The organism is Streptococcus sp. SO2, assembly GCF_030440025.1.
Genome location: NZ_JAQFJH010000025.1, coordinates 1 through 12,425 on the forward strand (window position 1 = coordinate 1; position 12,425 = coordinate 12,425).

At 42.5% G+C, this 12,425-nt stretch carries 10 protein-coding genes, 1 pseudogene and 1 riboswitch; of the genes and pseudogenes, 9 read left to right on the top strand and 2 right to left on the bottom strand.

The annotated features are described in order from the left end of the window. Nucleotides 1-178: 178 nt before the first annotated feature. Entirely contained in the window at nt 179-1,618 is a 1,440-nt protein-coding gene (locus PCY17_RS11680) for a TrkH family potassium uptake protein (RefSeq protein WP_084880063.1), read from the bottom strand. Between the two features lie 3 nt (nt 1,619-1,621). Then, the gene (gene trkA / locus PCY17_RS11685; RefSeq protein ID WP_049479472.1) at nt 1,622-2,971 is read right to left on the bottom strand and encodes a Trk system potassium transporter TrkA; all 1,350 of its coding nucleotides are present in this window, start codon (nt 2,969-2,971) and stop codon (nt 1,622-1,624) included. A gap of 400 nt (nt 2,972-3,371) precedes the next feature. On the opposite strand from trkA, the gene PCY17_RS11690 reads away from it, so the two are divergent. The 9 genes and pseudogenes from PCY17_RS11690 to PCY17_RS11730 all read left to right on the top strand — a co-directional run. Next, on the top strand, nt 3,372-3,875 hold the full coding sequence (locus PCY17_RS11690) for a tRNA (cytidine(34)-2'-O)-methyltransferase (RefSeq protein WP_084880066.1): 504 nt from the start codon (nt 3,372-3,374) through the stop codon (nt 3,873-3,875). A gap of 40 nt (nt 3,876-3,915) precedes the next feature. Further along, a riboswitch (FMN riboswitch) is annotated at nt 3,916-4,133 on the top strand. 153 nt (nt 4,134-4,286) lie between these two features. Then, entirely contained in the window at nt 4,287-4,850 is a 564-nt protein-coding gene (locus tag PCY17_RS11695) for an ECF transporter S component (protein WP_084880070.1), read from the top strand. Further along, nucleotides 4,840-5,490, top strand: coding sequence for a phosphatase PAP2 family protein (locus PCY17_RS11700; RefSeq protein WP_084856795.1), 651 nt, complete (start codon nt 4,840-4,842; stop codon nt 5,488-5,490). The genes PCY17_RS11695 and PCY17_RS11700 overlap by 11 nt, the downstream gene beginning before the upstream one ends. 271 nt (nt 5,491-5,761) lie before the next feature. Next, nucleotides 5,762-6,808 carry a phenylalanine--tRNA ligase subunit alpha gene (pheS, locus tag PCY17_RS11705; RefSeq protein ID WP_000103743.1) on the top strand — a complete coding sequence of 349 codons (1,047 nt, stop codon included), beginning with the start codon at nt 5,762-5,764 and terminating at the stop codon, nt 6,806-6,808. Then, nucleotides 6,808-7,317 carry an N-acetyltransferase gene (locus PCY17_RS11710; protein ID WP_084880072.1) on the top strand — a complete coding sequence of 170 codons (510 nt, stop codon included), beginning with the start codon at nt 6,808-6,810 and terminating at the stop codon, nt 7,315-7,317. The genes pheS and PCY17_RS11710 overlap by 1 nt, the downstream gene beginning before the upstream one ends. Nucleotides 7,318-7,392: 75 nt before the next feature. Further along, a complete protein-coding gene (pheT, locus tag PCY17_RS11715; RefSeq protein WP_084944075.1) occupies nt 7,393-9,798 on the top strand; it encodes a phenylalanine--tRNA ligase subunit beta in 2,406 nt (801 codons plus the stop codon). Nucleotides 9,799-10,048: 250 nt separating this feature from the next. Continuing rightward, complete coding sequence (locus PCY17_RS11720) at nt 10,049-10,942, top strand: ABC transporter ATP-binding protein (RefSeq protein WP_084944074.1); 894 nt, start codon at nt 10,049-10,051, stop codon at nt 10,940-10,942. Further along, nucleotides 10,939-12,138, top strand: a complete 1,200-nt coding sequence (locus tag PCY17_RS11725; RefSeq protein WP_084944073.1) for an ABC transporter permease — start codon at nt 10,939-10,941, stop codon at nt 12,136-12,138. Before PCY17_RS11720 ends, PCY17_RS11725 begins: the two co-directional genes overlap by 4 nt. A 100-nt stretch (nt 12,139-12,238) precedes the next feature. Then, nucleotides 12,239-12,425: pseudogene (locus tag PCY17_RS11730) on the top strand (hypothetical protein); the annotation flags it as partial.

The window sequence follows — 12,425 nt, forward strand, 5'->3', positions numbered from 1 at the left end:
AGGATAAATCGTCGTATCAAAGCTCATTCATAAGTAGTAAATTAGTAGTAAATTGAGTGGTTTTGACCTTGATAAAGTGTGATAAGTCCAGTTTTTATGCGGATAACTAGATTTTTATGCTATTTTTAATAGAAAAAATCCCCTTTTACTAGCTTGTAAAAGGGGGATTGTATTGTAATTAACGTTTAGACCAGGTACGTTTCATAAAGAGTAGCAAAATCGGGTATATCTCTAAGCGACCTGCAATCATTGCAAAAGAGAGCAGGATTTTAGAGATGGGGCTAAAGATGGCAAAGCTAGAGGTTGTACCTAGAATAGGTCCGATATTGTTAAAACAGCTGAAGACAGCACTGGTCACGACTAGAAAATCATTGCTATCAAGACTGACGATAAAGATGAGAGAGAGGATAATCATCATATAGATGGCAAAATACTTAAGAATCTTGTGTTGGGTATCCTTATCAATCACCGTTTTATTGACATGGAGAGTCAAAACACGGTGAGGGGATAAGATGGACAAAATTTGATTTTTAGCAATTTTCGTGAGGATCAGTCCACGGATAATTTTGAGACCACCTGCAGTTGAGCCAGCTGATCCACCGATTCCCATGAGGAAGAGGAGGATAAATTGGGAGAAGAGGGGCCAGTTGGTAATATCTCCGTAACCAAAACCTGTTGTCGTGATGATATTGGAGACCTGGAAGAAGGCCATTTCAACACTTTTAGAAACCCCTTGGTAGAGGTGGAGCGTATTAAGAGTAATCAAGCCTGTAGAAACTAGGACAATGATGATATATGCTCGTAGTTCTTCATCTCCAAAGAAAGCCTTAACCCGACGGAGCATGAGGTAGTAGTAGAGATTGAAGTTAACCCCAAAAACCAACACTCCGATACTAACTAGATAGGTGATGAGTGAGCTACCGTAGTGGGCAATTCCGTCGTTATAGACGGTAAAGCCCCCAGTTCCTGCTGTTCCCATAGCGATGACAAAACTATCATAGAGGGGCATGCCTGCTAAGTAGTAGATAACCACAAAAAGGGAGAAGAGAGCCAGATAAAGCAGATAGAGAATTTGGGCAGTGTTTTTTAGCTTGGATACGACCTTGCCAAAGACAGGTCCAGGGACCTCAGCCTTCATCACCTCCAAGTGGCTATTCTTAGCATTGTCCATAATGGCAAGTGCAAAGACGAGTACCCCCATCCCTCCGATCAAGTGGGTGAAACTTCGCCAGAAGAGGAGGGAACGAGTGAGAACGGAAACATCGTTCAGAATAGTTGCTCCTGTAGTTGTAAATCCAGAACTGATTTCAAAGAAGGCATCGATGATGCTGGGGATTTGTCCTGAAAAGACAAAGGGGAGGCCACCAAAGAAAGACCATAGAATCCAACAGAGGGCAACAATTAAGACTCCTTCCTTGGCATAAATCCGTTGATTTTTCGGTTTCCGTAAAACACCTAGACCACCAAGAAGGACTAAAATTCCAATCGTAGAAAAGAGAGCGATAAATACTTGACTGGATTCTTGGTAATAGATTGCTACACTAACAGGGACTAGGAGAAGAACAGCCTCAATCAAGAGAAGTTTTGAGAGGAGGTAACGAATCATGTTTTTATTCATTTTTTACCTCTCGATCAAGTCATAAATTTTGGTGATGTTCGGCAATAAGGTCGTCACGAGCAACTTGTCACCCACCTCAAGCATATCCTCTCCAGTAGGGAAGATTGTTTTTCCTTTTCGGATAATGGCTGCGATGAGAACCTCTTTTTTCAATTTCAACTGTGATAGAGGTTTGGCAGTCATTTTATTAGCTTCCTTGATTTGGAATTGGAGAGTTTCAATTTGACCGTTTGCTAGATGGTGCATGGCTTGAAGATCTGAATACTGAGCGTTTACTCGACCACGGATAAAGTGCATAATGGTATCCACTGCGATGCTTTTTGGTGTGATGATACTTGAAAAATCAGGTGCGTGGATAATCTCTAGAAGGCTTGTTCGGTTGACCTTGGTGATATTCTTATGGACACCAACACGGTCAAGAAACATAGAAGTGATGATATTTTCCTCATCAACTCCAGTCAAGGTTGCGACTGCATCATAGTGGGGAGCACTTTCTTCTAGCAAAATATCTTTTGCAGTTCCATCTCCTTGGACAATATAGAGATTGGGGAACTTTTCACTGAAGAAACGAGCTCTTTCAGGATTGATCTCGATGACCTTGGTATCAATGCGGCTGTCTTTTAAAATGCCAAGCAGATAATAAGCGATCTTTCCAGCTCCAACGATAAGTAAGCTTTTCACTGCACGAGATTTAAAATAGTTATGGAAAAGCATCATATCTACACGATTTCCCGTAACAAAAATCCTATCCTTGTCTTGGATAATAACATCACCGCTTGGAATCATCAGTTGATGATCCCTCTCCATAGCACAGACAATGATATTGCCAAACTTTTTACGGAAGTCTGAGATTGGCATTTGACAAAGACCGCTAGAGTTCTTGACAACAAATTCCATGAGACTGACCCGACCTCCAGCAAATCGTTCGACAGAGAGGGCATTAGGGAAATCAATGATATTTGAGATCGCACGCGCTGCCAGGAGCTCTGGATTAACAATAAGTGAAAATCCAAGAATGTTTTTCTCTTTAAAATAGGTATTAGAGTATTCAGGGTTTCGCACCCGAACGATGGTTTCTTTAGCACCCATTTTTTTAGCAAGTACCGCTGAAATCATATTCACTTCATCGTGTTCGGTTAGGGCGATAAAGATATCGCACTCTTGGACACTGGCTTGCTCTAAGATGGCAAAGTCAGCACCATTTCCAAGGAGACCTATGATATCATAGCGACTGACAATGTGATTGAGGACAGCCTCATCTTGTTCGATGAGGACAACGTCATGGTTTTCTGCAACCAGTGAACGACAGAGGGCGAAACCAACTTTCCCTCCACCAACAAGGACAATTTTCATATAAAAAACCTACTTTTTCATGATGTAACTATCATACCCTTTTTTAGCAAAAAATGCACTTGCTAAGGCGATTTTTAGGGGAAGAAAGGCTTTTTTCAAGTTTTGAAGATACATTTGTTTAACTTCTATGACAATGTCTCTGATTTGAAGTAATTTGGCTCTTTTACCATACCTTTTCAGAAAGGAATGACCAAACATGAAAATATCATTAAAAAAAGTAAAAAAAATCAAGTCATTTCTATTGACAATGATTCTGAAAGTGTTATACTAAGGAAGTAGTTTCGCTGATTTACTTCAAACCTGTTGTGAGGTAAGTTAACGACGCCTTAACCACGCTGTTTGCTGAGCTTGACTCCGGGCAGTGTGGCTATTTTTTTGCAATGATAAAAGGAAGCCAGTCATGACAAATCACATTGTATTATTTGAACCTCAGATTCCACAAAACACAGGTAACATTGCGCGTACTTGCGCTGCGACCAATTCTCCCCTTCACATCATCAAACCGATGGGATTTCCGATTGATGACCGCAAGATGAAGCGAGCTGGTTTGGACTACTGGGATAAGCTTGAGATTTATTTTTATGACAGTTTGGAAGATTTCATGTCTCAGATGAAGGGACAAGTCTATCTGATTTCGAAATTTGCTGAGAAAGTGTATTCTGAGGTGGATTTATCGACTGACGAAGACCACTATTTTCTTTTCGGACGTGAAGACAAGGGCTTGCCTGAGGACTTTATGCGGGAGCATCCCGAAAAGGCTCTCCGTATTCCTATGAATGATGAACATGTTCGTAGCCTCAATGTTTCGAATACCGTCTGCATGATCGTCTACGAAGCTCTCCGTCAGCAGAATTTTGCAGGTCTTGAGCTCGTTCACACCTATGAAGCAGATAAATTGAAATAAACAAAATGCTTGCACTTGCAAGCGTTTTTTGTTATGATAAAGGGGTCTTCAGGGCTGGGTGAGATTCCCGACCGGCGGTGACTTTAACTAGCTATTCTGGCTTACTCTTCGTTGTCTTGTCTCGATATACTCAAGTATTATCTTCGACTGCGACGCCTAGATTAATCCAAAATATCTTAGTTAAAGAAGTCCGCGAGCGCAAGCTGATGTGGTGCGATTCCACAACCGACAGTATAGTCTGGATGGGAGAAGACGAAAGAATGGCTTTGTCTGTTCTGATGAGTTTATAGATGAATTGCAACCGCTTGCTCAAAAGAGTGAGAGGGAACTTTTGGGATATAAAAAGTGAGAATAGATAGAGGGATTCTTTCCAACTTCTTCTGATTTTATAGAAAATTGGAGGAACCTGTTATGACAAACACACGTCGAATTTCGACCATTGCGATTTTATCAGCCATTTCATTTGTGCTGATGTACTTTGACTTTCCGCTCTTGCCAGCGGCAACCTTCCTCAAGATTGAGTTTAGTATCTTGCCAGTCCTTGTGGGCTTGGTGGTGATGGATTTGCCAGCTGCACTAGGAATCCTCTTGCTTCGCTCACTCTTGAAGTTGCTTCTCAATAGCCAGGGAGTGAATACCTACATTGGTTTGCCAATGAATATCGTGGCCTTGGGAGTTTTTGTTATCGTCTTTGGTTTGATTTGGAAAAAGGAACGTAGCACCCTTCGTTTCCTACTAGCATCTCTAGCGGGAACTATTGGATTGACTACTGCTATGTTGGTTCTCAACTATGTCTATGCTGTTCCTCTGTACGCGAAGTTTGCCAACTTTGATATTGGAAAAATTTTGGGACTTTCTAACTACTTGATGACCATGGTTTTACCTTTTAACCTGATTGAAGGTTTAATCTTTGCTGTTTCATTCTGGTTGTTATACGTCCTCTTGAAACCAACCTTAAAACATTATGAGAGATAAACAAACATTTTTAATGAAGGGCAGTTTTGCCCTTTTACTTTTCGTCCTTCTTGGCTATATGGTTAAGTTCTATCCTGAAACGCTGGTCGGTTTTGATCAACCGCTTCAGACTGCCCTTCGTGGGGACTTGCCAGATTATTTGACAGTTCTATTCCGTGCGCTTACGCATTTGATTGATATCCCAGTAATCATTACCTGGGTTGCCATCGCAGCCTTTATCTTTTATCGTAAGCAGTGGAAGATAGAAAGCTACTTCATGGCGGGTAATCTAGCCTTAGCCGGTCTCTTAATTGTGACCTTTAAAAACATCTACCAGCGCCCACGGCCAGCTATTTTACACTTGGTAGAGGAGAACGGATTTTCTTTTCCAAGCGGGCATTCTCTTGCAGTGACACTGATGGTAGGTACTTTGATTGTCATTCTCAGTCAACGAATTAAAAATCCAGTCTGGAGAAAAATCGTACAAATCGTTCTTGGGTTCTACCTAGTCAGTGTACTGGTGTCAAGGGTCTATCTGGGAGTTCACTATCCATCAGACGTCCTTGCAAGTCTCTGTGTGGGCTTGGGAGTCTTGTTTATCGAATTTCCTTTCTATGACAAGCTTCGCTTCCAATGGCGATTTAAAGGCAAGCAGAAGTGAGATAGGTCTTGCAAGAATGGTAAAAATCTGATAAACTAAGTAGTAATTGAATAGGAATCCGCAAGACTAGTAACTCAAGGGAAGTATATCAGGGAGGAGAGCCGTGACTGCAAGCTCTCTATATGAAAGCTGGGCGAATTCACTTGCGCATGGATTTAGAAATGAAGGTCTGACTTGTCAGATGAAACGGATGGTACCGCGTGTCAACGCTCCGAGTGGAGTTTTTGGCATGTGGTTTTCTTTTTATCTACGAGCGACTGATGGAGGAATTATGTCAACTATTGAAGAACAATTAAAAGCGCTTCGCGAAGAAACGCTGGCTAGCTTGAAGCAGATTACTGCTGAAAATGAAAAAGAGATGCAAGATTTGCGTGTCTCTGTCCTTGGTAAAAAAGGGTCGCTTACTGAAATCCTCAAAGGGATGAAAGATGTTTCTGCTGAGATGCGCCCAATCATCGGGAAACACGTCAATGAAGCGCGTGATGTCTTGACAGCTGCCTTTGAAGAAACAGCGAAACTCTTGGAAGAAAAGAAAGTCGCAGCTCAACTAGCAAGTGAGAGCATTGATGTGACACTTCCAGGTCGCCCAGTTGCGACTGGTCATCGTCATGTCCTCACACAAACCAGTGAAGAAATCGAAGATATTTTCATCGGGATGGGTTACCAAGTCGTGGATGGTTTTGAAGTGGAGCAAGACTACTATAACTTCGAGCGTATGAACCTTCCAAAAGATCACCCAGCTCGCGATATGCAGGATACTTTCTACATCACAGAAGAAATCTTGCTTCGTACTCACACGTCTCCAGTTCAGGCGCGTGCTATGGACGCTCATGATTTTTCTAAAGGTCCTTTGAAAATGATCTCACCAGGACGTGTGTTCCGTCGTGATACGGACGATGCAACCCACAGTCACCAGTTCCACCAAATCGAAGGCTTGGTTGTTGGGAAAAACATCTCTATGGCAGACCTTCAAGGAACCCTTCAGTTGATCGTCCAAAAAATGTTTGGTGAAGAGCGTCAGATCCGTCTGCGTCCATCTTATTTCCCATTCACAGAGCCATCTGTTGAAGTGGATGTTTCCTGCTTCAAGTGTGGTGGAGAAGGCTGTAACGTATGTAAGAAAACAGGTTGGATCGAAATTATGGGTGCCGGTATGGTTCACCCACGTGTCCTTGAAATGAGTGGAATCGATGCGACTGTTTACTCTGGCTTTGCCTTTGGTCTTGGACAAGAGCGTGTAGCCATGCTCCGTTACGGAATCAACGATATCCGTGGCTTCTACCAAGGAGATGTCCGCTTCTCAGAACAGTTTAAATAATGATTAGAAAAGTAGAAAAGGCAGATGTTGGGGTGTTGTCCAAAATTGCCAAACAAACCTTTCGTGAAACATTTGCTCATGATAATACGGAAGAGCAGTTACAGGAATACTTTGAAGAGGCTTATAGTCTGAGAGTTTTGTCAACTGAGTTAGAAAATCCAGAATCCGAAACCTATTTCATTATGCATGAAGAGGAGATAGCTGGTTTTCTCAAAGTCAACTGGGGAAGTGCTCAGACTGAGAGAGAATTAGAGGATGCTTTTGAAATTCAACGCCTCTATGTGCTACAAAAATTCCAAGGATTTGGAATCGGTAAGAAACTGTTTGAATTTGCTCTTGAATTTGCTACCAAAAATAGTTTTTCCTGGACTTGGTTAGGTGTTTGGGAGCATAATACAAAAGCTCAAGCGTTTTATAACCGATATGGTTTTGAGAAATTTAGCCAACATCATTTTATGGTTGGTCAAAAAGTAGATACAGATTGGTTACTGAAAAAGAAATTAAGGTAAGAAGAGAATTCTTCTATTGAAATGATAGGAAAGGAAAAAACTAGAGTGGCAACTGTCATTCTGGAGAACTAAATTATGCTTGTATCTTATAAATGGTTAAAAGAATTGGTGGACATTGATGTGCCATCACAAGAGTTGGCTGAAAAAATGTCAACTACAGGGATTGAGGTCGAAGGTGTCAAATCACCGGCTGCCGGTCTCTCAAAAATTGTCGTCGGCGAGGTCTTGTCTTGCGAAGATGTACCAGAAACTCACTTGCATGTCTGTCAGGTTAACGTTGGCGAAGAAGAAGCCCGTCAAATCGTTTGTGGTGCCCCCAATGTGCGTGCTGGTATCAAGGTCATGGTGGCTCTTCCGGGAGCTCGTATTGCTGACAATTACAAGATTAAAAAAGGGAAAATCCGTGGTTTAGAGTCACTTGGAATGATCTGTTCGCTTGGTGAATTAGGTATTTCTGACTCGGTCGTACCGAAGGAATTCGCAGATGGTATTCAAATCTTGCCTCAAGATGCAGTACCAGGTGAGGAAGTCTTCTCATATCTAGACTTGGATGATGAAATCATCGAACTTTCTATCACACCAAACCGTGCAGACGCTCTATCTATGCGTGGTGTGGCTCACGAAGTAGCAGCTATCTATGATAAGGCAGTTAACTTTAAAGCATTTACCTTAACAGAAACAAATGAATCTGCAGCAGACGCCCTTTCTGTAGGCATTGAGACAGACAAGGCGCCTTACTATGCGGCCCGTATCTTGGATAATGTGACCATCGCACCAAGTCCACAATGGTTGCAAAACCTTCTTATGAATGAAGGTATCCGTCCCATCAATAACGTTGTAGACGTGACCAACTATATCCTACTCTACTTTGGTCAACCGATGCATGCCTTTGATTTGGATACCTTTGAAGGCAATGACATCCGTGTGCGTGAAGCACGTGCTGGTGAAAAATTGGTGACCTTGGACGGTGAAGAACGTGACTTGGAAACAAATGACTTAGTTATCACTGTCGCAGACAAGCCAGTAGCCCTTGCAGGTGTCATGGGTGGTCAAACAACAGAAATCTCTGAAAATTCTAGTCGTGTTGTCCTTGAAGCAGCTGTCTTCAATGGCAAATCCATCCGCAAGACTAGCGGACGCCTCAACCTTCGTTCTGAATCATCTTCTCGCTTTGAAAAAGGTATCAATGTGGCAACTGTTAACGAAGCCCTTGATGCTGCGGCGAGCATGATTGCGGAACTTGCAGGTGCGACTGTGCGTAAGGGTATCGTTTCAGCAGGAGCGCTTGATACTTCTGATGTAGAAGTTTCTTCGACTCTGGCTGACGTTAACCGCGTCCTTGGTACGGAGCTTTCATATGCTGATGTGGAAGATGTCTTCCGTCGTCTTGGCTTTGGACTTTCTGGAAATGCTGAAGCCTTCACAGTCAGCGTACCTCGTCGTCGTTGGGATATTACCATCGAAGCGGACCTCTTTGAAGAAATCGCCCGTATCTATGGTTATGATCGCTTGCCAACTAGTCTTCCAAAAGATGATGGTACAGCTGGTGAATTGACTGCGACACAAAAATTGCGCCGTCAAGTTCGTACCATCGCTGAAGGAGCAGGTTTGACAGAAATCATCACCTACGCTCTGACAACGCCTGAAAAAGCAGTTGAGTTTACGGCTCAACCAAGTAACCTTACAGAACTCATGTGGCCAATGACTGTGGAACGTTCAGTCCTCCGCCAAAATATGATCTCAGGTATTTTGGATACAGTAGCCTATAACGTGGCTCGTAAGAACAAAAATTTGGCTCTTTACGAGATTGGAAAAGTCTTTGAACAAACAGGCAATCCAAAAGAAGATTTACCAAATGAAATCAACAGCTTTGCCTTTGCTTTGACAGGCTTGGTTGCAGAAAAAGACTTCCAAACAGCAGCAGTTCCAGTTGATTTCTTCTATGCTAAGGGAATCCTTGAAGCGCTCTTTACTCGCTTGGGACTAGAAGTGACTTATACAGCAACAGCTGAGATTGCTAGCCTTCACCCAGGACGTACGGCCGTGATTTCACTTGGCGACCAAGTTCTTGGTTTCCTTGGCCAAGTGCATCCAGTTACTGCCAAGGCTTACGATATCCCAGAAACTTATGTAGCGGAGCTCAACCTTTCAGCCATTGAAGCTGCCCTTCAACCAGCTGCTCCATTTGTGGAAATCACCAAATTCCCAGCAGTCAGCCGTGACGTGGCTCTACTCCTCAAGGCAGAAGTCACTCATCAAGAAGTTATAGACGCTATCCAAGCTGCAGGCGTGAAACGTTTGACAGATATCAAACTCTTTGACGTCTTCTCAGGCGAAAAACTGGGAGTTGGCATGAAGTCAATGGCCTATAGCTTGACCTTCCAAAATCCAGAAGATAGCTTAACAGACGAAGAAGTCGCACGCTATATGGAAAAAATCCAAGCATCACTCGAAGAAAAAGTGAATGCAGAAGTGCGTTAATAGTCTAAAATCCATCCCTCGGGGTGGATTTTTAGTTTCAAAAGGACAGTTCAGAAGAGAAAAGCGATAGTTGAGGAGGAAGCCATCTCAGAAAGTCTTTAATGAGTTATACTAAAGCTATCGCTGAAGCACTTAAATTTATTAGAGATAGGATACTTTTGCTACTTATTATCTGATAAAATGGACATAAATCGTTGTAAAGGCTATCAAAAAGGAGTATAATAAGTGCAACATATTTCGGAGGTGGAAGATGCTAGAAGTAAGAAATCTAGAGAAAAGTTTCGGTTCCAAGCAAGTCTTGTTTGGTGTCGATTTTCAGGCAAGTCCAGGACGAATTCTAGGGCTGGTCGGAAAAAATGGTGCTGGGAAAACAACGATTTTCCACAGTATGTTGAAATTTTTGGAGTACCAAGGAGAGATCAGTCTGGATGGGCAGGATATTCGTCAGGAAACCTACGCTCGGATAGGTTATTTGCCTGAAGAACGCAGTCTCATGCCCAAGTTGACAGTCCTTGAACAAGTTCGCTACTTGGCGACTCTAAAAGGTATGGATGCTAAGGAGGTCAAGGAGAAACTCCCTCAATGGATGGAAAAACTCGAAGTGAAGGGCAAATTGACCGACAAAATCAAGAGTCTGTCAAAAGGGAATCAACAGAAAATTCAGTTGATTATCACCCTAATCCATGAACCAGACTTGATTATCTTGGATGAGCCTTTTAGTGGTTTAGATCCAGTCAATACCGAGTTGCTCAAACAAGTCATCTTGAAAGAGAAAGAGCGCGGTGCAATCATTATCTTTTCTGACCATGTTATGACCAATGTCGAGGAGCTTTGCGATGATATCCTGATGATTCGTGATGGGCGTGTGGTCTTGCATGGACCTGTTCAGGATGTTCGCAATCAATACGGGAAAACACGTCTCTTTGTTTCAAGTGAACGAAGCAAGGAAGAATTGGAAAGTCTTCCTCACGTCAAACAGGTGAGCTTGACCAAGCAAGGTAGTTGGAAATTGATCCTCGATGATGAGAGCGCTGGAAGGGAACTCTTCCCAATCCTCACTCAAGGTCAATACATCGCGACCTTTGACCAGCAAGCTCCAACAATCGATGAAATCTTTAAACTAGAATCAGGGGTGGAAGTATGAGAAATATGTGGGTTGTAATGAAGGAAACCTATCTTCGACATGTCAAGTCGTGGAGTTTCTTCTTTATGGTGATTTCGCCGTTCCTCTTTTTAGCCTTATCTGTAGGAATCGGCTTTCTCCAAGGGTCTTCTATGGCCAAGAATAGCAAGATAGCAGTAGTAACAACTGTGCCATCTGTGGAAGAAGGGCTCAAGGGTACCAATGGTATCAACTTTGATTATAAGGATGAAGCCAGTGCCCAGGCTGCTATCAAGGATGAGAAAATCAAGGGTTACCTAACCATTGACCAAGAGGACAGCGTCCTCAAGGCCGTCTATCATGGTGAAACTTCTCTTGAAACAGGCATCAAACTAGCAGTAACCAATAAGCTAAACGAACTGCAATACCAACTCAATCGTTCGTCAGCTAATTTGTCTCAAGAACAGGAAAAACGCCTGAGTCAAACCGTTGATTTTACTGAGAAAATTGATGAATCTAAGGAAAACAAAAAAATTGTTCAAACCATTGCGGCCGCAGGGCTTGGCTTCTTCCTTTATATGATTTTGATTACCTATGCTAGTGTCACTGCTCAGGAAGTGGCTAGCGAGAAAGGAACCAAAATCATGGAGGTGGTCTTCTCTAGTATCCGAGCAAGTCATTATTTCTACGCTCGCATGCTGGCTCTGCTTCTTGTGATTTTGACTCATATTGGCATTTACGTCGTGGGTGGGCTGGCTGCCATTCTGCTCTTTAAAGACATCCCTATCTTGGCACAATCTGGGATTTTAAATCATCTAGGAGAGGCCTTCTCGCTCAATACCTTATTGTTTGTCTTGGTTAGCCTCTTTATGTACGTTGTTTTAGCAGCCTTTCTAGGCTCTATGGTTTCTCGCCCTGAGGATTCAGGAAAGGCCTTGTCGCCTTTGATGATCTTGATTATAGCAGGATTTGTCGGTGTGACTTCTCTAGGTGCTGCAGGAGACAATTTGGTTTTGAAAATTGGGTCTTATATTCCCTTTATTTCAACCTTCTTTATGCCATTTAGAGCCATCAATGGTTATGCAAGTGATTTAGAAGCTTGGATTTCCCTTGCCATAACGGTTATTTTTGCAGTCACTGCAACAGCCTTTATCGGGCGTATGTATGCCAGCCTGGTCCTTCAGACAGATGACTTAGGTCTATGGAAAAGCTTCAAACGTGCCTTGGCTTATAAATAGCAATAGAAACCTCGTTTTCACGAGGTTTTTGTGATATTTTAAAGGCCAAATAGGGAAAATTATTTTTTATATCTATTGACTTTTAGTAGTAAAATTTGGTATGATAGTAGACGGTATTGTTTACCCCATTTGTAAGGCCCCGGAACCTTTCAAATACCCCGCGGACCGGAACATCCGCCCTGTAAACAAAAACGATATTCATATAGGAGAAATCATGAACAAAACTACATTCATGGCTAAACCAGGCCAAGTAGAACGCAAATGGTACGTTGTTGACGCAACTGATG

Bases quoted from the DNA above. Each gene is read 5' to 3' on its own strand.
- PCY17_RS11690 (WP_084880066.1), top strand. From the start codon at position 3,372: ATGACAAATCACATTGTATTATTTGAACCTCAGATTCCACAAAACACA.
- PCY17_RS11725 (WP_084944073.1), top strand. From the start codon at position 10,939: ATGAGAAATATGTGGGTTGTAATGAAGGAAACCTATCTTCGACATGTC.
- pheT (WP_084944075.1), top strand. From the start codon at position 7,393: ATGCTTGTATCTTATAAATGGTTAAAAGAATTGGTGGACATTGATGTG.
- PCY17_RS11695 (WP_084880070.1), top strand. From the start codon at position 4,287: ATGACAAACACACGTCGAATTTCGACCATTGCGATTTTATCAGCCATT.
- PCY17_RS11710 (WP_084880072.1), top strand. From the start codon at position 6,808: ATGATTAGAAAAGTAGAAAAGGCAGATGTTGGGGTGTTGTCCAAAATT.
- pheS (WP_000103743.1), top strand. From the start codon at position 5,762: ATGTCAACTATTGAAGAACAATTAAAAGCGCTTCGCGAAGAAACGCTG.
- trkA (WP_049479472.1), bottom strand. From the start codon at position 2,971: ATGAAAATTGTCCTTGTTGGTGGAGGGAAAGTTGGTTTCGCCCTCTGT.
- PCY17_RS11700 (WP_084856795.1), top strand. From the start codon at position 4,840: ATGAGAGATAAACAAACATTTTTAATGAAGGGCAGTTTTGCCCTTTTA.
- PCY17_RS11720 (WP_084944074.1), top strand. From the start codon at position 10,049: ATGCTAGAAGTAAGAAATCTAGAGAAAAGTTTCGGTTCCAAGCAAGTC.
- PCY17_RS11680 (WP_084880063.1), bottom strand. From the start codon at position 1,618: ATGAATAAAAACATGATTCGTTACCTCCTCTCAAAACTTCTCTTGATT.